The sequence below is a fragment of the Bacillus sp. EKM206B genome (assembly GCF_011066015.1).
Classification (GTDB): domain Bacteria; phylum Bacillota; class Bacilli; order Bacillales; family Bacillaceae; genus Bacillus; species Bacillus velezensis.
Genome location: NZ_JAAMNL010000014.1, coordinates 24,553 through 48,974 on the forward strand (window position 1 = coordinate 24,553; position 24,422 = coordinate 48,974).

General features: G+C 44.0%; 36 protein-coding genes and 1 pseudogene. All 37 read left to right on the plus strand.

The genetic code is table 11. From position 1 onward, the window contains the following. Positions 1-56 precede the first annotated feature (56 nt). The 37 genes and pseudogenes from rpoC to G9F50_RS18550 all read left to right on the plus strand — a co-directional run bounded on the left by rpoC (position 57) and on the right by G9F50_RS18550 (position 24,397). Positions 57-3,656, plus strand: a complete 3,600-nt coding sequence (rpoC, locus tag G9F50_RS18370; protein ID WP_060562033.1) for a DNA-directed RNA polymerase subunit beta' — start codon at positions 57-59, stop codon at positions 3,654-3,656. A 168-nt stretch (positions 3,657-3,824) separates the two neighbouring features. Further along, positions 3,825-4,073, plus strand: a complete 249-nt coding sequence (locus G9F50_RS18375) for a 50S ribosomal protein L7ae-like protein (RefSeq protein ID WP_003156443.1) — start codon at positions 3,825-3,827, stop codon at positions 4,071-4,073. 115 nt (positions 4,074-4,188) lie between these two features. Then, on the plus strand, positions 4,189-4,605 hold the full coding sequence (rpsL, locus tag G9F50_RS18380; RefSeq protein ID WP_003156445.1) for a 30S ribosomal protein S12: 417 nt from the start codon (positions 4,189-4,191) through the stop codon (positions 4,603-4,605). Positions 4,606-4,644: 39 nt separating this feature from the next. After that, positions 4,645-5,115 carry a 30S ribosomal protein S7 gene (gene rpsG / locus G9F50_RS18385; protein WP_003156447.1) on the plus strand — a complete coding sequence of 157 codons (471 nt, stop codon included), beginning with the start codon at positions 4,645-4,647 and terminating at the stop codon, positions 5,113-5,115. Between the two features lie 52 nt (positions 5,116-5,167). After that, positions 5,168-7,246 carry an elongation factor G gene (gene fusA / locus G9F50_RS18390; protein WP_007410399.1) on the plus strand — a complete coding sequence of 693 codons (2,079 nt, stop codon included), beginning with the start codon at positions 5,168-5,170 and terminating at the stop codon, positions 7,244-7,246. Positions 7,247-7,365: 119 nt separating this feature from the next. Continuing rightward, positions 7,366-8,556: an elongation factor Tu gene (gene tuf, locus G9F50_RS18395; RefSeq protein ID WP_007410400.1), complete on the plus strand. Its 1,191-nt coding sequence runs from the start codon at positions 7,366-7,368 to the stop codon at positions 8,554-8,556. A gap of 103 nt (positions 8,557-8,659) precedes the next feature. Continuing rightward, positions 8,660-9,625 (plus strand): alpha/beta fold hydrolase, encoded by a 966-nt coding sequence (locus G9F50_RS18400; RefSeq protein ID WP_060562034.1) that lies wholly within the window; start codon positions 8,660-8,662, stop codon positions 9,623-9,625. A 248-nt stretch (positions 9,626-9,873) separates the two neighbouring features. Then, positions 9,874-10,182: a 30S ribosomal protein S10 gene (gene rpsJ / locus G9F50_RS18405; RefSeq protein WP_003156464.1), complete on the plus strand. Its 309-nt coding sequence runs from the start codon at positions 9,874-9,876 to the stop codon at positions 10,180-10,182. Positions 10,183-10,221: 39 nt separating this feature from the next. Beyond that, positions 10,222-10,851, plus strand: a complete 630-nt coding sequence (rplC, locus tag G9F50_RS18410; protein WP_007410402.1) for a 50S ribosomal protein L3 — start codon at positions 10,222-10,224, stop codon at positions 10,849-10,851. 27 nt (positions 10,852-10,878) lie between these two features. Then, the gene (gene rplD / locus G9F50_RS18415; RefSeq protein ID WP_007615239.1) at positions 10,879-11,502 is read left to right on the plus strand and encodes a 50S ribosomal protein L4; all 624 of its coding nucleotides are present in this window, start codon (positions 10,879-10,881) and stop codon (positions 11,500-11,502) included. Then, positions 11,502-11,789, plus strand: coding sequence for a 50S ribosomal protein L23 (gene rplW / locus G9F50_RS18420; protein WP_003156467.1), 288 nt, complete (start codon positions 11,502-11,504; stop codon positions 11,787-11,789). The genes rplD and rplW overlap by 1 nt, the downstream gene beginning before the upstream one ends. Before the next feature lie 31 nt (positions 11,790-11,820). Next, entirely contained in the window at positions 11,821-12,654 is an 834-nt protein-coding gene (gene rplB / locus G9F50_RS18425) for a 50S ribosomal protein L2 (RefSeq protein ID WP_003156470.1), read from the plus strand. Between the two features lie 57 nt (positions 12,655-12,711). Then, the gene (gene rpsS, locus G9F50_RS18430; RefSeq protein WP_003156472.1) at positions 12,712-12,990 is read left to right on the plus strand and encodes a 30S ribosomal protein S19; all 279 of its coding nucleotides are present in this window, start codon (positions 12,712-12,714) and stop codon (positions 12,988-12,990) included. Positions 12,991-13,006: 16 nt separating this feature from the next. Continuing rightward, positions 13,007-13,348, plus strand: a complete 342-nt coding sequence (gene rplV, locus G9F50_RS18435) for a 50S ribosomal protein L22 (RefSeq protein ID WP_003156475.1) — start codon at positions 13,007-13,009, stop codon at positions 13,346-13,348. A 3-nt stretch (positions 13,349-13,351) separates the two neighbouring features. Beyond that, positions 13,352-14,008 carry a 30S ribosomal protein S3 gene (gene rpsC, locus G9F50_RS18440; RefSeq protein ID WP_003156476.1) on the plus strand — a complete coding sequence of 219 codons (657 nt, stop codon included), beginning with the start codon at positions 13,352-13,354 and terminating at the stop codon, positions 14,006-14,008. Between the two features lies 1 nt (position 14,009). Further along, a complete protein-coding gene (rplP, locus tag G9F50_RS18445) occupies positions 14,010-14,444 on the plus strand; it encodes a 50S ribosomal protein L16 (protein WP_003156478.1) in 435 nt (144 codons plus the stop codon). Next, complete coding sequence (gene rpmC, locus G9F50_RS18450) at positions 14,434-14,634, plus strand: 50S ribosomal protein L29 (protein WP_003156482.1); 201 nt, start codon at positions 14,434-14,436, stop codon at positions 14,632-14,634. Before rplP ends, rpmC begins: the two co-directional genes overlap by 11 nt. Before the next feature lie 22 nt (positions 14,635-14,656). Continuing rightward, positions 14,657-14,920, plus strand: a complete 264-nt coding sequence (gene rpsQ, locus G9F50_RS18455; protein WP_003156484.1) for a 30S ribosomal protein S17 — start codon at positions 14,657-14,659, stop codon at positions 14,918-14,920. 40 nt (positions 14,921-14,960) lie between these two features. Beyond that, the gene (gene rplN, locus G9F50_RS18460; RefSeq protein ID WP_003156485.1) at positions 14,961-15,329 is read left to right on the plus strand and encodes a 50S ribosomal protein L14; all 369 of its coding nucleotides are present in this window, start codon (positions 14,961-14,963) and stop codon (positions 15,327-15,329) included. 36 nt (positions 15,330-15,365) lie between these two features. Then, on the plus strand, positions 15,366-15,677 hold the full coding sequence (gene rplX, locus G9F50_RS18465) for a 50S ribosomal protein L24 (RefSeq protein WP_003156486.1): 312 nt from the start codon (positions 15,366-15,368) through the stop codon (positions 15,675-15,677). A 26-nt stretch (positions 15,678-15,703) separates the two neighbouring features. Beyond that, on the plus strand, positions 15,704-16,243 hold the full coding sequence (gene rplE, locus G9F50_RS18470; protein ID WP_003156487.1) for a 50S ribosomal protein L5: 540 nt from the start codon (positions 15,704-15,706) through the stop codon (positions 16,241-16,243). A 22-nt stretch (positions 16,244-16,265) separates the two neighbouring features. After that, positions 16,266-16,451, plus strand: coding sequence for a 30S ribosomal protein S14 (gene rpsN / locus G9F50_RS18475; protein WP_003156488.1), 186 nt, complete (start codon positions 16,266-16,268; stop codon positions 16,449-16,451). 31 nt (positions 16,452-16,482) lie between these two features. Next, positions 16,483-16,881: a 30S ribosomal protein S8 gene (gene rpsH, locus G9F50_RS18480; RefSeq protein ID WP_003156489.1), complete on the plus strand. Its 399-nt coding sequence runs from the start codon at positions 16,483-16,485 to the stop codon at positions 16,879-16,881. Between the two features lie 30 nt (positions 16,882-16,911). Then, positions 16,912-17,451 (plus strand): 50S ribosomal protein L6, encoded by a 540-nt coding sequence (gene rplF / locus G9F50_RS18485; RefSeq protein WP_003156490.1) that lies wholly within the window; start codon positions 16,912-16,914, stop codon positions 17,449-17,451. A gap of 34 nt (positions 17,452-17,485) precedes the next feature. Then, positions 17,486-17,848, plus strand: a complete 363-nt coding sequence (rplR, locus tag G9F50_RS18490; RefSeq protein WP_003156492.1) for a 50S ribosomal protein L18 — start codon at positions 17,486-17,488, stop codon at positions 17,846-17,848. Between the two features lie 24 nt (positions 17,849-17,872). Beyond that, entirely contained in the window at positions 17,873-18,373 is a 501-nt protein-coding gene (gene rpsE / locus G9F50_RS18495; RefSeq protein ID WP_003328273.1) for a 30S ribosomal protein S5, read from the plus strand. A 13-nt stretch (positions 18,374-18,386) separates the two neighbouring features. Further along, a complete protein-coding gene (gene rpmD, locus G9F50_RS18500) occupies positions 18,387-18,566 on the plus strand; it encodes a 50S ribosomal protein L30 (protein WP_003156497.1) in 180 nt (59 codons plus the stop codon). A 30-nt stretch (positions 18,567-18,596) separates the two neighbouring features. After that, a complete protein-coding gene (gene rplO / locus G9F50_RS18505) occupies positions 18,597-19,037 on the plus strand; it encodes a 50S ribosomal protein L15 (RefSeq protein ID WP_003156499.1) in 441 nt (146 codons plus the stop codon). A 1-nt stretch (position 19,038) separates the two neighbouring features. Further along, positions 19,039-20,334, plus strand: coding sequence for a preprotein translocase subunit SecY (gene secY, locus G9F50_RS18510; RefSeq protein WP_003156501.1), 1,296 nt, complete (start codon positions 19,039-19,041; stop codon positions 20,332-20,334). A gap of 51 nt (positions 20,335-20,385) precedes the next feature. Further along, positions 20,386-21,039, plus strand: a complete 654-nt coding sequence (locus G9F50_RS18515) for an adenylate kinase (RefSeq protein ID WP_007410407.1) — start codon at positions 20,386-20,388, stop codon at positions 21,037-21,039. Continuing rightward, complete coding sequence (gene map / locus G9F50_RS18520) at positions 21,036-21,782, plus strand: type I methionyl aminopeptidase (RefSeq protein WP_003156505.1); 747 nt, start codon at positions 21,036-21,038, stop codon at positions 21,780-21,782. The genes G9F50_RS18515 and map overlap by 4 nt, the downstream gene beginning before the upstream one ends. 64 nt (positions 21,783-21,846) lie before the next feature. Then, positions 21,847-22,129, plus strand: a pseudogene (locus tag G9F50_RS20675) (KOW domain-containing RNA-binding protein). Next, the gene (gene infA, locus G9F50_RS18530; protein WP_003156508.1) at positions 22,107-22,325 is read left to right on the plus strand and encodes a translation initiation factor IF-1; all 219 of its coding nucleotides are present in this window, start codon (positions 22,107-22,109) and stop codon (positions 22,323-22,325) included. The pseudogene G9F50_RS20675 and the gene infA overlap by 23 nt, the downstream one beginning before the upstream one ends. 33 nt (positions 22,326-22,358) lie before the next feature. After that, complete coding sequence (gene rpmJ, locus G9F50_RS18535; protein ID WP_003156543.1) at positions 22,359-22,472, plus strand: 50S ribosomal protein L36; 114 nt, start codon at positions 22,359-22,361, stop codon at positions 22,470-22,472. Positions 22,473-22,494: 22 nt separating this feature from the next. Next, on the plus strand, positions 22,495-22,860 hold the full coding sequence (gene rpsM / locus G9F50_RS18540) for a 30S ribosomal protein S13 (protein ID WP_003156545.1): 366 nt from the start codon (positions 22,495-22,497) through the stop codon (positions 22,858-22,860). Between the two features lie 20 nt (positions 22,861-22,880). Beyond that, positions 22,881-23,276, plus strand: coding sequence for a 30S ribosomal protein S11 (gene rpsK, locus G9F50_RS18545; protein WP_003156547.1), 396 nt, complete (start codon positions 22,881-22,883; stop codon positions 23,274-23,276). A 176-nt stretch (positions 23,277-23,452) separates the two neighbouring features. Then, positions 23,453-24,397: a DNA-directed RNA polymerase subunit alpha gene (locus G9F50_RS18550; RefSeq protein WP_003156549.1), complete on the plus strand. Its 945-nt coding sequence runs from the start codon at positions 23,453-23,455 to the stop codon at positions 24,395-24,397. The last annotated feature ends 25 nt before the right edge of the window (positions 24,398-24,422 follow it).

Consider the following 24,422-nt stretch of genomic DNA (forward strand, 5'->3'; position numbering starts at 1 on the left):
ATTGATAAAGGCAAGTGACATCGGTTAATCCGAAGATAAAAAGGGAGGTAGGCCCCTTGCTAGATGTGAACAATTTTGAGTATATGAACATCGGTCTTGCTTCACCGGATAAAATCCGTTCATGGTCTTTTGGTGAAGTGAAAAAGCCTGAAACGATAAACTATCGTACATTGAAACCTGAAAAGGACGGCCTGTTCTGCGAACGCATTTTCGGACCGACTAAGGACTGGGAATGTCATTGCGGCAAGTACAAGCGGGTTCGTTATAAAGGCGTAGTTTGTGACCGTTGCGGAGTTGAAGTAACGCGGGCTAAGGTCCGTCGTGAGAGAATGGGGCATATTGAACTGGCTGCCCCGGTTTCTCACATTTGGTATTTCAAAGGTATTCCGAGCCGTATGGGTCTTGTATTGGATATGTCACCGCGTGCGCTGGAAGAAGTTATTTACTTTGCTTCTTACGTCGTAACTGACCCGGCCAATACACCGCTCGAAAAGAAACAGCTTTTATCTGAAAAGGAATACCGTGCGTATCTGGATAAGTACGGAAACAAATTCCAAGCCTCTATGGGTGCGGAAGCCATTAATAAACTTCTGCAGGACATCGACCTTGTCAAAGAAGTTGATATGTTAAAAGAAGAGCTGAAGACTTCTCAAGGACAGCGCCGTACACGTGCGATCAAACGCCTTGAAGTGCTTGAAGCCTTCCGTAATTCAGGAAACAAGCCGTCTTGGATGATCCTCGACGTGCTTCCGGTTATTCCGCCTGAATTAAGACCGATGGTTCAGCTTGACGGCGGACGTTTCGCAACGTCTGACCTGAACGACCTTTACCGTCGTGTCATCAACCGTAATAACCGTTTAAAACGTCTGTTAGACCTCGGCGCGCCAAGCATCATCGTTCAGAACGAAAAACGTATGCTTCAGGAAGCAGTCGATGCTCTGATTGACAACGGACGCCGCGGCCGTCCGGTTACCGGACCGGGTAACCGTCCGCTTAAATCTCTTTCTCACATGCTGAAAGGGAAACAAGGGCGCTTCCGTCAGAACCTTCTCGGTAAACGTGTAGACTACTCAGGACGTTCCGTTATCGTCGTAGGTCCGCATCTGAAAATGTATCAGTGCGGTTTGCCGAAGGAAATGGCGCTTGAGCTCTTCAAGCCTTTCGTCATGAAAGAGCTTGTTGAAAAAGGCCTTGCTCACAATATCAAGAGCGCAAAACGCAAAATCGAACGCGTGCAGCCTGAAGTATGGGATGTACTTGAATCTGTCATTAAGGAGCATCCGGTCTTACTGAACCGTGCCCCTACTCTTCACAGATTAGGTATCCAGGCTTTCGAACCGACGCTTGTTGAAGGACGCGCCATCCGTCTTCACCCGTTAGTATGTACAGCTTATAACGCTGACTTTGACGGTGACCAAATGGCGGTTCACGTACCTTTATCAGCTGAGGCTCAAGCTGAGGCGCGCATTCTGATGCTTGCGGCCCAAAACATCTTGAACCCTAAAGATGGTAAACCGGTTGTTACGCCGTCTCAGGATATGGTATTAGGAAACTACTACCTGACGCTTGAGCGCGCCGGAGCAGTCGGCGAGGGTATGGTTTTCAAAAATACGGACGAAGCGCTTCTTGCTTATCAAAACGGTTATGTTCACCTTCATACGAGAGTTGCTGTTGCAGCGAACTCCCTTAAGAATGTGACATTTACTGAAGAACAGCGTTCAAAATTGTTAATTACAACTGTCGGTAAGCTCGTCTTCAATGAAATTCTTCCGGAATCATTCCCTTACATGAATGAACCAACGAAGAGCAACATTGAAGAGAAGACACCTGACCGTTTCTTCTTAGATAAAGGTGCTGACGTAAAAGCTGTGATTGCTGAGCAGCCGATCAACGCACCGTTTAAAAAAGGTATTCTCGGTAAAATCATCGCGGAAATCTTTAAACGATTCCATATCACGGAAACGTCTAAAATGCTTGACCGCATGAAAAACCTCGGTTTCAGATATTCAACGAAAGCCGGCATCACAGTAGGGGTTTCTGATATCGTCGTTCTCGATGACAAACAGGAAATCCTTGAAGAAGCACAAAGCAAAGTTGATAATGTCCTGAAACAGTTCAGACGCGGTTTAATCACCGAAGAAGAACGTTATGAAAGAGTCATTTCAATTTGGAGTTCAGCGAAAGATGTTATCCAAGGCAAACTGATGAAATCATTAGACGAAGTCAACCCGATCTACATGATGAGTGACTCAGGAGCCCGTGGTAACGCATCTAACTTTACACAGCTTGCGGGTATGCGCGGTCTGATGGCCAACCCGGCTGGACGAATCATTGAATTGCCGATTAAATCAAGTTTCCGTGAAGGTCTGACAGTATTGGAGTACTTTATCTCCACTCACGGTGCGCGTAAAGGTCTTGCCGATACCGCCCTGAAAACAGCTGACTCAGGTTACCTTACACGCCGTCTTGTTGATGTTGCGCAGGATGTTATCATTCGTGAAACTGATTGCGGAACAGACCGCGGTATTCTTGCAAAACCGCTCAAAGAAGGCACGGAAATCATCGAGCGTCTGGAAGAGCGTCTGATCGGACGTTTCGCCAGAAAACAGATCAAACATCCTGAAACGGGTGCTGTGCTCATTAAAGAAAATGAATTGATCGATGAAGATAAAGCGCTGGAAATCGTTGAAGCCGGAATCGAAGAAGTGTGGATCCGTTCCGCGTTCACATGTAACACTCCTCATGGTGTATGTAAACGATGCTACGGACGTAACCTTGCAACCGGAACTGATGTTGAAGTCGGCGAAGCAGTAGGTATTATCGCCGCTCAATCTATCGGTGAGCCTGGAACACAGTTAACAATGCGTACGTTCCACACAGGCGGGGTTGCCGGAGACGATATCACACAAGGTCTTCCGCGTATCCAAGAGCTTTTCGAAGCGCGTAATCCGAAAGGTCAAGCGACGATTTCTGAGATTGACGGTACAATTGCCGAAATCAATGAAGTCCGCGACAAACAGCAGGAGATTGTTGTTCAGGGCGCTGTTGAGACACGTTCATACACGGCACCTTACAACTCACGCCTGAAAGTGGCTGAGGGTGATCAGATTACCCGCGGTCAAGTGCTGACAGAAGGTTCAATCGATCCGAAAGAACTTCTTAAAGTCACTGACCTGACAACGGTTCAGGAATATCTTCTGCATGAGGTTCAGAAAGTTTACCGTATGCAGGGGGTTGAAATCGGCGATAAACACGTAGAAGTAATGGTTCGCCAGATGCTTCGCAAAGTCCGTGTGATCGATGCCGGAGATACTGATGTTCTCCCTGGCACATTGCTTGATATTCACCAATTCACAGAAGCGAACAAAAAAGTGCTGCTTGAAGGCAATCGACCTGCTACAGGACGTCCTGTTCTTCTCGGTATCACAAAAGCTTCACTCGAGACGGATTCATTCTTGTCTGCCGCATCATTCCAAGAAACAACACGCGTTCTTACAGATGCTGCGATTAAAGGCAAGCGCGATGAACTTCTCGGCCTGAAAGAGAATGTTATCATCGGTAAGCTGGTTCCGGCCGGTACCGGTATGATGAATTACAGAAAAGTAAAACCTGTTTCAAACGTTCAGCCTTCGGAAGATATGGTTCCGGCTGAATAATAGAAACTGCTGCAGGAAAGGCTGTTTCGACAGCTTTTCCTCAGTATTAGAATTATTCTGGCGGTGGCCTGCACTAAAAAATGTCATACGTTGTTGACATCCGTCCCGCAGAGTGATAATATAACCAAGGTGCTCGAAATAAAACCTGTTACTTTGGAGGATATGTTTATGTCTTATGATAAAGTATCACAGGCCAAATCAATTATTATTGGTACGAAGCAAACAGTGAAAGCTCTAAAACGAGGTTCAGTGAAGGAAGTCGTCGTGGCAAAAGACGCGGATTCAGTTCTTACAGCTGGCGTTATCCAGCTTGCAAAGAACCAAAATACCGCTGTCTGTATGGTGGATTCCATGAAAAAGCTCGGCAAAGCCTGCGGAATTGAAGTGGGAGCAGCAGCTGTTGCCATTATGTTATAGCGTACTTTTTGTTTTTATATAAGATATCAATCTTGTGTAAAGACATTGTTTTTTGCCTAATGATGAACCACCTGGGTATGTGGGTTATAAAACGTAATGAAGGGAGGAACACAACATGCCTACAATTAATCAGCTAATTCGCAAGGGACGCGTGAGCAAAGTTGAAAACTCTAAGTCACCTGCACTAAACAAAGGATACAACAGCTTTAAAAAAGAGCACACTAACGTATCTTCTCCACAAAAACGCGGGGTATGTACTCGTGTGGGTACAATGACACCGAAAAAACCGAACTCAGCACTTCGTAAATATGCTCGTGTTCGTTTGACTAACGGAATCGAGGTTACTGCCTACATTCCTGGTATCGGTCACAACCTGCAAGAGCACAGCGTTGTACTGATCCGCGGCGGACGCGTAAAAGACTTACCGGGGGTACGCTACCACATCGTTCGTGGCGCGCTTGATACTGCCGGAGTTGAAAACCGTGCGCAAGGCCGTTCTAAATACGGTACGAAACGTCCTAAAGCAAAGTAATCAAATAAATCATTAAAACTATGAAGGGAGGATATTCAGATGCCACGTAAAGGTCCTGTAGCAAAAAGAGATGTTTTACCTGATCCGCTTTACAACTCTAAGCTGGTATCCCGCCTGATCAACAAAATGATGATCGACGGTAAAAAAGGTAAATCTCAAACAATCCTATACAAGTCATTCGATATCATTAAAGAACGCACTGGCAATGATGCAATGGAGGTTTTCGAACAAGCATTGAAAAACATCATGCCTGTACTTGAAGTAAAAGCACGCCGTGTAGGTGGAGCTAACTACCAAGTGCCTGTAGAAGTTCGTCCTGAACGCCGTACAACTCTTGGTCTTCGCTGGTTGGTTAACTATGCGCGTCTTCGCGGAGAAAAAACAATGGAAGAGCGCCTGGCTAACGAAATTCTTGATGCAGCTAACAACACTGGTGCTGCCGTTAAGAAACGTGAAGACACTCACAAGATGGCAGAAGCGAACAAAGCATTTGCTCACTACCGCTGGTAGGATTCATATAATCAAAATAATAATTCCCTAATAAGGAAGGAGAAATTACCCAATGGCAAGAGAGTTCTCCTTAGAAAAAACTCGTAATATCGGGATCATGGCTCACATCGATGCCGGTAAAACGACTACTACAGAACGGATCTTGTTCTACACAGGCCGTATCCACAAAATTGGCGAAACTCACGAAGGTGCTTCGCAAATGGACTGGATGGAGCAGGAACAAGAACGCGGTATCACAATCACTTCTGCAGCAACGACTGCACAGTGGAAAGGTTACCGTGTAAACATCATCGATACACCGGGACACGTAGACTTCACAGTTGAAGTTGAACGTTCACTCCGTGTACTTGATGGTGCGGTTGCCGTACTTGATGCTCAATCAGGTGTTGAGCCTCAGACAGAAACAGTATGGCGCCAAGCAACAACTTACGGAGTGCCGCGCGTTGTATTTGTCAACAAAATGGACAAAATCGGCGCAGACTTCCTTTACTCTGTAGGCACTTTAAGAGACCGTCTTCAAGCTAACGCTCACGCAATTCAATTGCCGATCGGCGCTGAAGACAACTTCGAAGGTATCATCGACTTAGTAGAAAACGTTGCGTATTTCTACGAAGATGACCTTGGAACTCGTTCAGATGCGAAAGAAATCCCTGAAGAGTACAAAGAGCAAGCTGAAGAGCTTCGCAGCAGCCTGATTGAAGCTGTAGCTGAGCTTGATGAAGAGCTTATGGAAAAGTACCTTGAAGGTGAAGAAATCACTATCCCTGAACTGAAAGCTGCTATCCGTAAAGGTACACTGAATGTTGAATTCTACCCTGTACTTGTTGGATCTGCTTTCAAAAACAAAGGTGTTCAGCTTGTACTTGATGCTGTTCTTGACTACCTTCCTGCGCCAACTGATGTTGCTGCAATCAAAGGTGTACGTCCTGACACAGATGAAGAGATTGTTCGTCATTCTTCTGATGAAGAGCCGTTCTCTGCACTTGCATTTAAAGTTATGACTGACCCTTATGTCGGTAAGCTGACATTCTTCCGCGTATATTCCGGTACACTTGATTCCGGTTCATATGTAAAGAACTCTACAAAAGGCAAGCGTGAGCGCGTAGGACGTATCCTTCAAATGCACGCTAACAGCCGTGAAGAGATCTCTACTGTTTACGCTGGAGACATCGCAGCTGCTGTAGGTCTAAAAGATACTTCTACTGGAGATACTCTATGTGATGAGAAGGATCTTGTAATCCTTGAATCAATGGAATTCCCAGAGCCTGTTATCGACGTAGCGATTGAGCCTAAATCAAAAGCTGACCAAGATAAAATGGGTATCGCTTTAGCGAAACTTGCTGAAGAAGATCCTACATTCCGTACACAAACAAACCCTGAAACGGGTCAAACAATCATCTCTGGTATGGGTGAGCTTCACCTTGATATCATTGTTGATCGTATGAAGCGTGAGTTCAAAGTTGAAGCTAACGTTGGTGCTCCTCAAGTTGCGTACCGTGAGACATTCCGTACCGGTGCAAAAGTTGAAGGTAAATTCGTACGTCAATCAGGCGGACGCGGTCAGTTCGGTCACGTTTGGATCGAATTTGAACCGAACGAAGAAGGCGCTGGCTTTGAATTCGAAAACGCAATCGTCGGTGGTGTTGTTCCTCGTGAATACATCCCAGCCGTACAAGCAGGTCTTGAAGACTCGCTTGAAAATGGTGTCCTAGCCGGATTCCCGCTAATCGACATCAAGGCGAAACTTTTTGATGGATCTTACCATGATGTTGACTCAAACGAAATGGCGTTTAAAGTCGCTGCTTCTATGGCATTGAAAAATGCAGTCAGCAAATGTAACCCAGTTCTTCTTGAACCAATCATGAAAGTTGAAGTTGTTATTCCTGAAGAATACATGGGAGACATCATGGGTGATGTTACTTCTCGTCGCGGACGCGTAGAAGGTATGGAAGCTCGCGGTAACGCTCAAGTTGTGCGTGCGATGGTACCTCTTGCTGAAATGTTCGGTTACGCTACTGCCCTTCGTTCTAACACGCAAGGACGCGGTACGTTCACAATGTTCATGGATCACTACGAAGAAGTGCCGAAGAGCATCGCTGAAGAAATTATCAAAAAAAATAAAGGCGAATAATTGATTTTGCCACTTAACTCAAGTATAACTACTATTGTAAGATGAGGAAGTGAGAGCTTGCTTTCACTTTCTATCACTCTATACATTACTAATTAAAAGCTCTTAAGGAGGATTTTAGAATGGCTAAAGAAAAATTCGACCGTTCCAAATCACATGCCAATATCGGTACAATTGGACACGTTGACCATGGTAAAACAACATTAACTGCTGCTATCTCAACAGTACTTCATAAGAAATCTGGTAAAGGTACAGCTATGGCGTACGATCAAATTGATGGTGCTCCAGAAGAACGTGAGCGCGGTATCACAATCTCTACTGCACACGTTGAGTACGAAACTGACACTCGTCACTATGCACACGTTGACTGCCCAGGACACGCTGACTATGTTAAAAACATGATCACTGGTGCTGCGCAAATGGACGGAGCTATCCTTGTAGTATCTGCTGCTGATGGCCCAATGCCACAAACTCGTGAGCACATCCTTCTTTCTAAAAACGTTGGTGTACCATACATCGTAGTATTCCTTAACAAATGCGACATGGTAGACGACGAAGAGCTTCTTGAGCTTGTTGAAATGGAAGTTCGCGATCTTCTTAGCGAATACGACTTCCCTGGTGATGATGTACCAGTTGTTAAAGGTTCTGCTCTTAAAGCTCTTGAAGGTGACGCTGAGTACGAAGAAAAAATTCTTGAACTTATGGCTGCAGTTGACGAGTACATCCCAACTCCAGAACGCGACACTGACAAACCATTCATGATGCCAGTTGAGGACGTATTCTCAATCACTGGTCGTGGTACAGTTGCTACTGGCCGTGTAGAACGCGGACAAGTTAAAGTCGGTGACGAAGTTGAAATCATCGGTCTTCAAGAAGAAAACAGCAAAACAACTGTTACAGGTGTTGAAATGTTCCGTAAGCTTCTTGACTACGCTGAAGCTGGAGACAACATCGGTGCACTTCTTCGCGGTGTAGCTCGTGAAGACATCCAACGTGGACAAGTACTTGCTAAACCAGGTACAATCACTCCACACAGCAAATTCAAAGCTGAAGTTTACGTTCTTTCTAAAGAAGAGGGTGGACGTCATACTCCATTCTTCTCTAACTACCGTCCTCAGTTCTACTTCCGTACAACTGACGTAACTGGTATCATCAATCTTCCAGAAGGCGTAGAAATGGTTATGCCTGGAGATAACACTGAAATGATCGTTGAACTTATCTCTACAATCGCTATCGAAGAAGGAACTCGTTTCTCTATTCGTGAAGGCGGACGTACAGTTGGTTCAGGCGTTGTTTCTACAATCACTGAGTAATCGACTCGTTCATTAATGCGGGGTCCCTTATGGGGCCTCGTTTTTTTGTTTCCCCGCTGATTCCATGTATAATAGAACGTATACAAATTTTAGGAGCAGAGCGATGAACGATAACTTCAAGAAAACCAATCGTATTTCAATGCTTCAGCAATTGCTGATTAATGGCAGTGAACAAACCATTATGATTAATGGTGATGACAGGAGTAATCCGCTGCTTTTGTTTTTGCACGGCGGTCCCGGCACGCCTCAAATCGGGTATGCGAGAAAATACCAGAATAAGCTGGAAAAGCATTTCACCGTTGTGAACTGGGATCAGAGAGGGGCAGGTCTCTCTTATTCAAAGGAAATTCCGGGTTCATCTATGACCTTGGATCAGCTGACAGCCGATACCATTCATTTGACCGAACGCTTATGCAAGCAATTCACCAGGCAAAAAATATATATCGCCGGCTATTCGTGGGGTTCAGTTCTGGCGCTTCATGTTCTTCAAGAGAGACCTGATTTGTATTATGCGTATATCGGTATCAGTCAGGTGGTTAATATTCAAAAGGAAGAAACGGAAGCTTACCGGCTGATGATGGAATGGAGCAGGCAACGCAAACATTTCCTGCTGGAAAAGACGCTGAGCTTTATCGGAGCGCCTCCATGGGAGAAACAGCTGCAGCGAACGTTGTTTCTGCTTTGTATCGAGATGAGGGGAGGGGGGTTTACCCATCATCCGATCGGCGCTCTTAAAGCAGGGGGGCGAATGCTGTTTGGTGAACCGTACGGTGTGAGAGGGAGTTTCTTAGCCGCGCGGGGACAAATGTTCAGCCTGAAACACCTGTGGGAGGATCTCATTTTCTTTGATGCCGGAGAATCAGTTTCTTCTATTATAATACCGTGCTGTTTTATGTCAGGGAGATACGATTTGACGGTCCCGGGGACGACGTCTCATGAATATTATCAGAAGGTTGATGCGCCGTATAAAGAATGGCATTGGTTTGAGAACTCAGCCCATTCGCCTCACTTGGAGGAGCCGGATCGCTTTGCCGAAGTTGTCAGCCGGTTCGCATCGTTCCATCTCTGAAAGAAAACAGGCATATCCTTGATTAATCATGGTATCACCTGTATAATAATCAAAGTGTGAAAACCACAAGGTTCTTTAAATAAACCTTGCAACATGCGTCTATTTTCTGTATAATAGTGTATGTTGGTCTTTGACTGCGATGAAGTGAGAGGTTGCTGACACACCCGGCCGCTTTGCCATGGCAAGGTGATCAGGTTTTTCTCACGGAGAACTGTCTAACGTGATGTAGGCGAAAAGGAGGGAAAATAATGGCAAAACAAAAAATTCGTATTCGTTTAAAAGCATATGATCATAGAATCCTTGATCAATCTGCAGAGAAGATTGTTGAAACGGCAAAACGTTCTGGTGCCAGCGTATCTGGTCCGATTCCGTTGCCAACTGAAAAATCAGTTTACACAATCCTTCGTGCGGTGCACAAATACAAAGATTCTCGTGAGCAATTTGAAATGCGTACACATAAACGTTTAATCGACATTGTGAACCCAACACCACAAACTGTTGATGCTCTCATGCGATTAGACTTACCATCTGGTGTCGATATCGAAATCAAACTTTAATTCTAAAATATAGAATGATCTTAATAGGAGGTGTGACGAATGACCAAAGGAATCTTAGGAAGAAAAATTGGTATGACGCAAGTATTCGCAGAGAACGGTGATCTTATCCCGGTAACTGTTATTGAAGCAGCTCCAAACGTTGTTCTTCAAAAGAAAACAGCTGAAAATGATGGCTATGAAGCGATCCAGCTTGGTTTTGACGATAAGCGTGAAAAGCTTTCAAACAAACCGGAAAAAGGACACGTTGCAAAAGCGGAAACTGCTCCTAAGCGCTTCGTTAAAGAATTACGCGGCGTGGATATGGATGCGTATGAAATTGGTCAGGAAGTCAAGGTTGAAATTTTCTCTGCAGGAGAAATCGTAGATGTAACAGGAGTATCTAAAGGTAAAGGTTTCCAAGGTGCAATCAAGCGCCACGGACAATCTCGCGGACCTATGTCTCACGGTTCACGCTACCACCGTCGTCCTGGTTCAATGGGACCTGTAGATCCTAACCGTGTATTCAAAGGTAAACTATTACCTGGACGCATGGGCGGAGATCAAATCACTGTCCAAAACCTTGAAATCGTAAAAGTAGATGCTGAGCGCAATCTTCTTTTGATTAAAGGTAACGTACCTGGTGCGAGAAAAACTTTAATCACTGTTAAAAGTGCTGTTAAATCTAAATAAGTCTCTTAGGAAAGGAGGAAATTGATCATGCCAAAAGTAGCATTATACAACCAAAACGGTTCTACTGCTGGTGATATCGAATTAAACGCGTCTGTATTTGGAATTGAGCCAAATGAGAGCGTAGTATTCGACGCTATTCTTATGCAAAGAGCTTCCTTACGTCAAGGATCTCACAAAGTAAAAAATCGTTCTGAAGTACGCGGCGGAGGTCGCAAACCATGGCGTCAAAAAGGTACAGGTCGTGCCCGTCAAGGTTCAATCCGTTCACCGCAATGGCGCGGAGGTGGTGTCGTATTCGGCCCAACACCACGCAGCTATTCTTACAAATTACCTAAAAAAGTTCGCCGCTTGGCAATCAAATCAGTATTGTCTTCTAAAGTGAACGACAACAACATTATTGTTCTTGAAGATCTTACTCTTGATACGGTTAAAACAAAAGAAATGGCAGCTATCCTTAAAGGATTATCTGTTGAGAAAAAAGCTTTAATCGTAACTGCGGATGCAAACGAAGCAGTATCTCTTTCTGCACGCAACATCCCTGGAGTTACAGTTGTTCAAGCTAACGGAATCAACGTGTTAGACGTTGTCAACCACGAGAAGCTTCTGATTACAAAAGCTGCGGTTGAAAAAGTAGAGGAGGTGCTTGCATAATGAAAGATCCTCGTGATGTTCTTAAGCGCCCCGTCATTACTGAACGTTCTGCTGATTTAATGACTGAAAAGAAATATACTTTTGAAGTTGATGTAAGAGCTAATAAAACAGAAGTGAAAGATGCAGTTGAAAGTATCTTTGGAGTGAAAGTTGACAAAGTCAACATCATGAACTACAAAGGGAAATCAAAACGTGTCGGCCGCTACACTGGTATGACTAGCCGTCGCAGAAAAGCGATCGTAAAACTTACTGCAGACAGCAAAGAAATCGAAATTTTTGAAGCTTAATTATCTGTAAAAAGAAGGAGGGAAATTCAAAATGGCGATTAAAAAGTATAAACCGACCTCTAACGGACGTCGTGGCATGACAACTTCAGATTTTGCTGAAATCACGACTGACCAGCCGGAAAAATCCTTGCTTGCGCCCCTTCACAAAAAAGGCGGACGTAACAACCAAGGTAAATTGACTGTACGTCACCAAGGTGGCGGACACAAACGCCAATACCGTGTTATCGACTTCAAACGCGATAAAGATGGTATACCTGGACGCGTTGCTACAGTTGAGTACGATCCAAACCGTTCAGCTAACATTGCACTAATCAACTATGTAGACGGAGAAAAACGTTACATTCTTGCACCAAAAGGAATTCAAGTAGGTACTGAAATCATGTCCGGCCCTGAAGCTGACATCAAAGTAGGTAACGCACTTCCGCTTATCAACATCCCTGTTGGTACAGTTGTGCATAACATTGAATTAAAACCTGGTAAAGGCGGACAGCTTGTACGTTCAGCTGGTACATCTGCTCAGGTTCTTGGTAAAGAAGGCAAATACGTTCTTGTACGTCTTAACTCTGGTGAAGTTCGCATGATCCTTTCTGCTTGCCGCGCTTCTATCGGTCAAGTAGGTAACGAGCAGCACGAACTTATCAACGTTGGTAAAGCAGGACGCTCTCGCTGGAAAGGCATCCGCCCTACAGTCCGCGGTTCTGTAATGAACCCTAACGATCACCCGCACGGTGGTGGTGAAGGTCGCGCGCCAATCGGACGTAAATCACCAATGTCTCCTTGGGGCAAACCGACTCTTGGATTCAAGACACGTAAGAAAAAGAACAAATCTGATAAATTTATCGTACGTCGTCGTAAAAATAAATAACGGGGTTGTCTACGGTTCATTTCGGACCGTAGTGCAATCACGAAGGGAGGTTCCAAAATGGCTCGCAGCTTGAAAAAAGGACCATTTGTCGATGGACACTTGATGACAAAAATCGAGAAATTAAATGAAACGGACAAGAAACAAGTTGTAAAAACTTGGTCTCGCCGTTCAACTATTTTCCCACAATTTATCGGTCACACTATCGCAGTATATGACGGACGTAAACACGTGCCTGTATTCATTTCTGAAGACATGGTAGGCCACAAGTTGGGCGAATTCGCACCGACTCGTACTTACAAAGGCCACGCCAGTGACGATAAAAAAACAAGACGCTAAGAGAGGAGGCTTTTAAATGCAAGCTAAAGCTGTTGCAAGAACAGTCCGTATTGCTCCTCGTAAAGCACGTCTAGTAATGGACCTGATTCGAGGTAAGCAAGTAGGCGAAGCAGTATCTATCCTGAACTTAACTCCGAGAGCTGCTTCTCCGATCATCGAAAAAGTTTTAAAATCTGCTATCGCAAATGCTGAGCACAACTACGAGATGGACGCTAACAATCTGGTTATTTCTCAGGCATTTGTTGACGAAGGCCCAACGTTAAAAAGATTCCGCCCGCGTGCTATGGGACGTGCGAGCCAAATCAACAAACGTACGAGCCACATTACAATCGTTGTATCAGAAAAGAAGGAGGGATAAGTAGTGGGTCAAAAGGTAAATCCAGTCGGTCTTCGTATCGGAGTCATTCGTGATTGGGAATCTAAGTGGTACGCTGGTAAAGATTACGCTGACTTCCTGCACGAAGATTTAAAAATTCGTGAATTCATTAGCAAACGCCTTTCTGACGCTTCTGTTTCTAAAGTAGAAATCGAGCGCGCAGCAAACCGCGTTAACATTACGATCCACACTGCTAAGCCTGGTATGGTAATCGGTAAAGGCGGATCTGAAGTTGAAGCACTTCGTAAAGCCCTTAACAGCCTTACTGGCAAGCGTGTACACATTAACATTCTTGAAATCAAAAGAGCAGATCTTGATGCTCAGCTTGTAGCTGACAACATCGCTCGTCAACTAGAAAACCGTATTTCTTTCCGCCGTGCGCAGAAACAACAAATCCAACGCACTATGCGTGCTGGAGCACAAGGTGTGAAAACGATGGTTTCCGGCCGTCTTGGCGGAGCTGACATTGCTCGTTCTGAATACTACAGTGAAGGAACTGTTCCATTGCACACTTTACGTGCTGACATCGACTATGCAACATCTGAAGCTGACACAACTTACGGTAAGCTTGGTGTAAAAGTCTGGATCTATCGTGGAGAGGTTCTTCCTACTAAGAAGAAAACTGAGGAAGGAGGAAAATAATATGTTATTACCAAAACGCGTTAAATATCGCAGAGAGCATCGCGGAAAAATGCGCGGTCGCGCTAAAGGCGGTACTGAAGTACATTTTGGTGAGTACGGTATCCAGGCTCTTGAAGCTTCTTGGATCACAAACCGCCAAATCGAAGCTGCACGTATTGCGATGACTCGTTACATGAAACGTGGCGGTAAAGTTTGGATTAAAATTTTCCCTTCAAAACCTTACACTGCTAAACCGCTTGAGGTACGGATGGGTTCCGGTAAAGGGGCTCCTGAAGGCTGGGTAGCTGTTGTAAAACCGGGCAAAGTTTTATTTGAAATTTCTGGTGTGTCTGAAGAGGTAGCTCGTGAAGCTCTTCGTCTTGCATCTCACAAATTGCCAATTAAAACGAAGTTCGTAAAACGTGAAGAAATTGGTGGTGAATCAAATGAAAGCTAATGAAATTCGTGACCTTACCACTGCTGAAATTGAACAAAAAGTAAAGTCTCTTAAAGAAGAACTTTTCAATCTTCGCTTTCAATTAGCGACAGGACAACTTGAAAATACTGCTCGCATTCGTGAAGTGCGCAAAGCTATCGCGCGCATGAAAACTGTGATTCGTGAAAGAGAAATTGCTGCCAACAAATAATCACTGAGGGGAGGTCGTGAGCATGAGCGAACGTAACCAACGCAAAGTTTACCAAGGCCGTGTTGTTTCTGACAAAATGGATAAAACCATCACTGTTGTTGTTGAAACATACAAAAAGGATCCTATTTACGGTAAACGCGTAAAATACTCAAAGAAATTCAAAGCACATGATGAAAATAACCAAGCTAAAATCGGAGACATCGTAAAGATCATGGAAACTCGTCCATTATCTGCAACTAAGCGTTTTCGTCTAGTAGAAGTTGTCGAAGAAGCTGTTATTATCTAATAAAGTTCGGAATTCTTTTTCCGAAGGGAGGTAACAAATAATGATTCAACAAGAGACTCGTTTAAAAGTTGCTGACAACTCCGGTGCGCGTGAGGTACTTACTATTAAAGTTCTTGGCGGTTCTGGACGTAAAACGGCTAACATTGGTGATGTAATTGTTTGCACGGTTAAACAAGCAACACCAGGAGGCGTTGTCAAAAAAGGTGAAGTCGTAAGAGCTGTTATCGTTCGCACAAAAAGCGGTGCACGCAGATCTGACGGATCATACATCAGCTTCGATGAGAATGCATGTGTTATCATCCGTGACGACAAGAGCCCGCGTGGAACTCGTATCTTCGGACCGGTTGCCCGTGAATTACGTGAAAACAACTTCATGAAAATTGTTTCTCTGGCTCCAGAAGTTATCTAATGAAATAAATGCCTTACTCAAGGAGGTGCGATCAGGATGCATGTGAAAAAAGGCGATAAAGTAATGGTTATCTCTGGTAAAGATAAAGGCAAACAAGGTACGATCCTTGCTGCTTTCCCTAAAAAGGACCGCGTTCTAGTTGAGGGCGTAAACATGGTGAAGAAGCACTCTAAACCAACTCAAGCAAACCCTCAAGGCGGTATTTCTAATCAAGAGGCGCCAATTCATGTATCAAACGTTATGCCGCTCGATCCTAAAACAGGTGAAGTGACTCGCGTAGGATACAAAGTGGAAGATGGCAAAAAAGTTCGTGTTGCAAAAAAATCTGGGCAAGTCTTAGATAAATAGTATTTAAAGGAAGGGAGGTCTATCTCATGAACCGCCTTAAAGAAAAGTACAATAAAGAAATTTCACCTGCTTTAATGACGAAGTTCAACTACGACTCTGTTATGCAGGTGCCAAAAATCGAAAAAATCGTAATCAACATGGGTGTCGGTGATGCTGTTCAAAACGCAAAAGCAATCGACAGTGCTGTTGAAGAATTAACGTTTATCGCAGGTCAAAAACCTGTCGTTACTCGTGCGAAGAAATCAATTGCTGGATTCCGTCTTCGTGAGGGAATGCCTATCGGTGCGAAAGTAACTCTTCGCGGAGAGCGCATGTATGATTTCCTTGATAAACTTATTTCTGTATCTTTACCGCGTGTACGTGACTTCCGCGGGATTTCTAAGAAATCTTTCGACGGTCGCGGAAACTACACTCTTGGTATCAAAGAACAGTTAATCTTCCCTGAAATTGACTACGATAAAGTAACAAAGGTTCGCGGAATGGACATCGTTATCGTAACGACTGCTAACTCTGACGAAGAGGCTCGTGAGCTATTAACTCAAGTAGGTATGCCGTTCCAGAAATAATCAATGAAAGGGAGGCGAAATCGTGGCTAAAAAGTCAATGATTGCGAAACAACAACGTACACCAAAGTTTAAAGTGCAAGAGTACACTCGCTGTGAACGCTGCGGACGTCCGCACTCAGTCATTCGTAAATTTAAACTTTGCCGTATTTGTTTCCGTGAGCTTGCATATAAAGGACAAATTCCTGGCGTGAAAAAAGCCAGCTGGTAATCCCCAAGAATGGGAAGGAGGTAATTATATAATGGTTATGACAGATCCAATTGCAGATATGCTGACTCGTATTCGCAATGCAAACATGGTACGTCATGAGAAGCTTGAAATTCCTGCTTCTAAATTGAAAAGAGAAATTGCTGACATTTTAAAGCGTGAAGGTTTCATTCGTGACGTTGAGTTCGTAGAAGACAGCAAACAAGGTATCATCCGCGTTTTCTTGAAATACGGACAAAACAACGAGCGCGTTATCACTGGTCTTAAAAGAATCAGCAAACCAGGTTTGCGTGTATACGCTAAATCAAATGAAGTACCTCGCGTACTTAACGGTCTTGGAATCGCGATTATTTCTACATCACAAGGTGTTTTAACGGACAAAGAAGCCCGTGCAAAACAAGCTGGTGGAGAAGTTCTAGCATACGTTTGGTAAGAAGTTTAACAAGAATGGAGGTGTTTTAGTATGTCTCGTGTAGGTAAAAAACTGCTTGAGATCCCTTCTGGAGTTACAGTAACGCTGAACGAAGGCAACACTGTAGCTGTAAAAGGACCAAAAGGAGAATTAACTCGTACTTTCCATCCTGATATGGAAATCAAAATTGAGGACAACGTGCTTACAGTTACTCGTCCTTCTGATCACAAAGAGCACCGTGCGCTGCATGGTACGACTCGCAGTCTGCTTGGAAACATGGTTGAAGGCGTATCTAAAGGATTTGAAAGAGGTTTGGAATTAGTCGGTGTCGGTTATCGTGCGGCTAAATCCGGAAACAAACTTGTTTTAAACGTTGGATACTCTCACCCTGTTGAGATCGTTCCTGAAGAGGGCATCGAAATCGAAGTTCCTTCTCAAACTAAAGTAGTTGTAAAAGGTACAGACAAAGAGCGTGTAGGAGCTATCGCTGCTAACATCCGCGCTGTACGTTCTCCAGAGCCTTACAAAGGTAAAGGAATCCGCTACGAAGGTGAAGTTGTTCGCCGTAAAGAAGGTAAATCTGCTAAGTAAGACCGCTTAAAGTGAAGAAAGGAGTGACCTAAGGATGATTACGAAAACTAGCAAAAATGCTGCTCGTCAAAAAAGACATGCCCGTGTTCGTGCTAAACTTTCAGGCACAGCTGAAAGACCTCGTCTGAATGTGTTCCGTTCAAACAAACACATTTATGCTCAAATCATCGATGATGTAAATGGTGTTACACTTGCTAGTGCCTCTACTCTCGATAAAGATTTGAACGTGGAAAGCACTGGTGACAGCGCTGCTGCTGCTAAAGTCGGTGAACTCGTTGCGAAACGCGCTTCTGAGAAAGGTGTTTCTGACGTAGTATTTGACCGCGGCGGATACTTATACCATGGACGTGTAAAAGCTCTGGCCGATGCAGCTCGTGAAGCCGGACTGAAATTTTAATAAAAAAAGGAGGGACACATGATTATGCGTCGTATTGACCCAAGCAAATTAGAGTTAGAAGAACGCTTAGTTACGGTTAACCGCGTAGCGAAAGTTGTTAAAGGTGGTCGTCGTTTCCGTTTCGCAGCTCTAGTCGTTGTCGGTGACAAAAACGGTCACGTAGGTTTCGGTACTGGTAAAGCACAAGAAGTACCTGAAGCAATCCGCAAAGCTGTTGAAGATGCGAAAAAGAATTTGATTGAAGTACCAATGGTTGGAACTACGATTCCACACGAAATCATCGGACGTTTCGGTGCAGGCAATATCTTGTTGAAACCTGCTTCTGAAGGTACTGGAGTTATCGCTGGAGGCCCTGTACGTGCGGTACTTGAGCTTGCTGGCGTTGCTGATATCCTTTCTAAGTCTTTAGGTTCTAACACACCGATTAACATGATCCGTGCAACACTTCAAGGTTTAAGTGAGCTTAAACGTGCCGAAGACGTTGCGAAGCTTCGTGGAAAATCTGTAGAAGAACTGTTAGGATAAGGAGGGAACATTAATGGCTAAATTAGAAATTACCCTCAAACGCAGTGTAATCGGTCGCCCGGAAGATCAGCGCGTTACTGTAAGAACACTTGGTTTAAAGAAAACAAACCAAACTGTCGTTCATGAAGATAACGCTGCGATCCGCGGTATGATTAATAAAGTATCTCATCTAGTTTCTGTTAAAGAACAATAAAAATAAATTATAGGCTAAGGAGGTGTCCTAATGAAACTTCATGAATTAAAGCCTTCAGAAGGTTCACGTAAAGTACGCAATCGCGTAGGTCGTGGTATTGGTTCTGGTAACGGTAAAACAGCTGGTAAAGGTCACAAAGGTCAAAACGCTCGTTCTGGCGGCGGTGTACGCCCTGGATTCGAGGGGGGACAAATGCCTTTATTCCAACGTCTTCCTAAGCGCGGTTTTACAAACATCAACCGTAAGGAATACGCTATTGTGAACGTAGACAAATTGAACGGTTTTGCGGAAGGAACGGAAGTCACTCCTGAACTTCTTCTTGAGACTGGTGTTATTAGCAAACTTAATGCAGGAGTAAAGATTCTTGGCAACGGTAAATTAGAGAAAAAATTAACTGTAAAAGCCAATAAATTCTCTGCTTCTGCGAAAGAAGCTGTTGAAGCTGCTGGCGGTACAGCTGAGGTGATCTAACTTGTTTAAGACAATCTCCAACTTTATGCGTGTGAGTGATATTCGGAATAAAATCATTTTTACATTACTCATGCTTATCGTCTTTCGCATAGGTGCGTTTATCCCTGTGCCATATGTAAATGCTCAGGCGTTGCAGACACAAAGTTCGATGGGGGTTTTTGATCTCCTTAACACATTTGGCGGCGGTGCGCTTTATCAGTTTTCCATTTTTGCGATGGGAATTACGCCTTACATCACTGCTTCGATCATCATTCAGCTGCTTCAGATGGATGTTGTGCCGAAGTTTACCGAGTGGTCTAAGCAAGGTGAAGTCGGCCGCCGTAAATTAGCTCAGTTCACGAGATATTTTACGATTGTGCTTGGTTTTATCCAGGCATTAGGTATGTCTTACGGGTTTAACAACCTGGCAAACGGTATGCTGATTGAAAAATCCGGCATATCGACATATCTGATTATTGCTTTAGTACTCACTGGAGGAACTGCTTTTTTAATGTGGCTGGGAGAACAAATTACTTCCAATGGAGTAGGTAACGGAATTTCGATCATCATCTTCGCGGGGATTGTGGCTAGTATTCCGAAAACTGTTGGGCAGATTTATGAGACTCAATTTGTCGGCAGCAGCGATCAGCTGTTTATTCATATTGTAAAAATCGCTTTACTGGTGATTGCGATTTTGGCTGTTATTGTTGGTGTTATTTTCATTCAGCAGGCCGTACGCAAAATCGCGATTCAATATGCAAAAGGGCAAGGTCGTTCACCTGTTGGCGGAGGCCAGTCAACTCACCTTCCGCTTAAAGTGAATCCGGCAGGGGTTATTCCGGTAATCTTTGCGGTTGCGTTCCTTATTACGCCGCGTACTATCGCGTCATTTTTCGGAGAAAACGATGTGACAAAGTGGATTCAAGCCAACTTTGACAATACACATCCGGTGGGCATGACGGTTTATGTCGCATTAATTATCGCCTTTACGTACTTCTATGCTTTTGTGCAGGTAAACCCTGAACAAATGGCTGATAACCTTAAAAAACAGGGTGGCTATATCCCGGGGGTTCGTCCAGGGAAAATGACTCAAGATAGAATTACGAGCATTTTGTATCGACTTACGTTTGTGGGTTCTATATTCTTAGCCGTGATTTCCATTCTTCCTATCTTTTTCATTCAATTCGCTGGATTGCCTCAAAGTGCACAGATTGGCGGAACATCATTGTTAATTGTCGTCGGGGTAGCCTTGGAGACAATGAAGCAGCTGGAGAGCCAGTTAGTGAAACGTAATTACCGAGGATTTATGAAAAATTAGAGGACTGGTTTTAACCATTCCTCTTAATAAGAGAGGACGGGGGAAATCCGAATGAACTTAGTCTTAATGGGACTTCCTGGAGCCGGTAAAGGCACACAGGGAGAACGAATTGTTGAGGATTATGGGATACCTCATATCTCAACGGGAGATATGTTCCGTGCTGCTATGAAAGAAGAAACACCACTCGGACTCGAAGCAAAGTCTTATATTGATAAAGGCGAGCTCGTACCGGACGAAGTCACAATCGGCATTGTCAAAGAAAGACTCGGCAAAGATGATTGTGAAAGAGGTTTTCTTCTGGACGGATTTCCGCGAACAGTCGCTCAGGCTGAAGCTCTTGAAAACATTCTTGAGGAATACGGCAAGCCGATTGATTATGTCATTAACATTAAAGTAGACAAAGACTCTTTAATGGAACGTTTGACTGGACGCAGAATTTGCAGTGTTTGCGGCACAACCTATCATTTGGTTTTCAATCCGCCGAAAACGCCGGGTGTTTGTGATAAAGACGGAGGAGACCTTTATCAACGGGCAGATGATAATGAGGAAACCGTCTCAAAACGGCTTGAGGTCAACATGAAGCAGACTCAGCCTTTACTCGATTTTTATTCTGAGAAAGGGTATCTTGTCAACGTCAATGGCCAGCAGGACATTAACGACGTGTACAAAGATGTGAAAGAGCTTCTTGGAGGATTGAGCAAATGATTATCTGTAAGACCCCTCGTGAGCTTAGCATCATGCGGGAAGCAGGGCGAATCGTGGCTTTGACTCATGAAGAGATGAAAAAGCACATTAAACCAGGAATCTCGACAAAAGAATTGGATCAAATTGCCGAACGTTTTATTGAGAAGCAGGGTGCAATCCCATCTTTTAAGGGGTATAATGGGTTTCGCGGGAGCATCTGTGTATCAGTTAATGAAGAACTCGTTCACGGAATTCCCGGTAAAAGGGTTTTGCGTGACGGTGACATTATCAGCATTGATATCGGTGCTAAATTAAATGGTTATCATGGTGACTCTGCTTGGACATATCCGGTAGGAAACATCAGTGATGATGATAAACGACTGCTGGAAGTGACAGAGGAGTCTTTATATAAAGGCTTGAAGGAAGCAAAACCAGGTGAACGTTTGTCGAATATTTCCCACGCAATACAAACGTATGTCGAAAATGAGCAGTTTTCAGTTGTTAGGGAGTATGTCGGACATGGTGTTGGTCAAGACTTGCATGAGGATCCGCAAATTCCTCATTACGGTCCGCCAAACAAAGGACCTAGGCTGAAGCCTGGTATGGTTCTCGCTATAGAACCGATGGTTAACGCTGGCAGCCGATATGTGAAAACATTGGCTGATAACTGGACGGTTGTAACGGTAGATGGGAAAAAGTGTGCTCATTTTGAACATACGATTGCGATTACGGAAACGGGTTTTGATATACTGACAAAAGTCTAGATGATGAAATGAATTCCATGACACATGTTTTTCATTCCGCACCTGGGCAGATTGTAGGTTTACAATTGGTCGGAAGAAAAACCGGCTAGCTGCTGTCATAGGAATGAAGATTCATCATCGTGTACTAAAGCAGACGGAGAAAAGCGTACATTTCATTCTCCTTAGAAAAAGAATATCAATCATTCACCCTTTATGATTGCGTATCTCCGGAAGTTCAGAACAGTATAAACGAAACAGGGCGTGTGACAAACGGATAACTGAGATTTTCTCTTTTGAAATTTGTCAGAGAGCAAGTTACTGATTTGAAGAAGGGAGAACACTTGAATGGCGAAAGACGATGTAATTGAAGTGGAAGGTACGATTGTCGAAACACTGCCAAACGCGATGTTCAAAGTTGAACTCGAAAATGGCCATACGGTTTTGGCTCACGTATCTGGTAAAATCCGCATGCACTTCATTCGCATTTTACCTGGAGACAAAGTTACGGTAGAATTATCTCCATATGACTTAACTCGTGGCAGGATTACGTACCGTTACAAATAAAGCACTCCGGAAACTGAAGGAGGTTGGAAACACATGAAAGTGAGACCATCAGTTAAACCAATCTGCGAGAAATGTAAAGTTATTCGCAGAAAAGGAAAAGTAATGGTGATCTGTGAAAATCCAAAGCATAAACAAAAACAAGGATAATTAATAAGGAGGTGCCCAGAGAATGGCTCGTATTGCTGGTGTAGATATCCCACGTGACAAACGTGTTGTTATTTCTTTAACATATGTCTTCGGAATTGGCCGCACAACGGCTCAGCAAGTCTTGAAAGAGGCTGGTGTTTCTGAAGATACTCGTGTGCGTGATCTTACTGAAGAAGAACTTGGTAAAATCCGTGATGTTATTGACAAACTGAAAGTAGAAGGTGACCTTCGCCGTGAAGTTTCTCTTAACATCAAGCGTCTGATCGAAATCGGAAGCTACCGCGGAATCCGCCATCGCAGAGGTTTGCCTGTTCGCGGACAAAACTCTAAAAACAATGCGCGTACTCGTAAAGGTCCGCGTCGTACTGTAGCTAACAAGAAAAAATAAGTAAGGGAGGTACCTAAACAATGGCTGCTGCTCGTAAACAAAACACGCGTAAACGTCGCGTGAAAAAGAATATTGAGTCAGGAATCGCTCATATTCGTTCAACTTTCAACAACACGATCGTTACGATCACTGATACTCATGGTAATGCTATTTCTTGGTCAAGTGCCGGAGCTCTAGGATTCAGAGGTTCTCGTAAATCGACTCCTTTTGCTGCGCAAATGGCTGCTGAAACAGCTGCTAAAGGTTCAATCGAACACGGACTTAAAACTCTTGAAGTAACTGTTAAAGGACCAGGTTCTGGCCGTGAAGCTGCAATCCGTGCTTTACAAGCTGCCGGACTTGAAGTTACAGCTATCAGAGACGTAACTCCTGTTCCTCATAATGGATGCCGTCCACCAAAACGTCGCCGCGTGTAATTTGTTTGTATAGATTTTGTGTCCCTGTCAATAATGGGTTATGATACAGTTATTTATGAAACGAATGCACCGACTCGTTGCCTGAGCACATACGGGACTAAACAATGGGGAATTTCGGATGGAATCTCATATGATTCTATTCGAGGTTTCGACGTTTTGAAGGAGGGTTTTAAGTAATGATCGAGATTGAAAAACCAAAAATCGAAACGGTTGAAATCAGCGACGATGCCAAATTTGGTAAGTTTGTCGTAGAGCCGCTTGAGCGTGGATATGGTACAACTCTGGGTAACTCCTTACGTCGTATCCTCTTATCCTCACTCCCTGGTGCCGCTGTAACATCGATCCAGATAGATGGTGTACTGCACGAATTCTCGACAATCGAAGGCGTTGTGGAAGATGTTACAACGATAATCTTGCACATTAAAAAGCTTGCATTGAAAATCTACTCTGATGAAGAGAAGACGCTTGAAATTGATGTACAGGGCGAAGGAACTGTCACAGCAGCTGATATTACACACGACAGCGATGTTGAAATCCTTAATCCGGATCTTCATATCGCGACTCTTGGTGAGAATGCGAGTTTCCGAGTTCGCCTTACTGCACAAAGAGGACGTGGGTATACACCTGCTGATTCGAACAAAAGAGACGATCAGCCAATCGGCGTGATTCCGATCGATTCAATCTTTACGCCAGTTTCTCGTTTATCTTATCAGGTAGAAAACACTCGTGTAGGCCAGGTTGCAAACTATGACAAACTTACACTTGATGTTTGGACTGACGGAAGCACTGGACCGAAGGAAGCAATTGCTCTCGGTTCAAAGATTTTAACTGAACACCTTAATATATTCGTCGGTTTAACTGACGAAGCTCAGCATGCTGAAATCATGGTTGAAAAAGAAGAGGATCAAAAAGAAAAAGTTCTTGAAATGACGATTGAGGAACTTGATCTTTCTGTCCGTTCTTACAACTGCCTGAAGCGTGCGGGCATTAACACGGTTCAAGAACTTGCGAACAAGACGGAAGAAGATATGATGAAAGTTCGCAACCTGGGACGCAAATCACTTGAAGAAGTGAAAGCGAAACTAGAAGAACTTGGACTCGGCCTTCGCAAAGACGATTGATCTAGTTTCCATGTGAACTAGGATT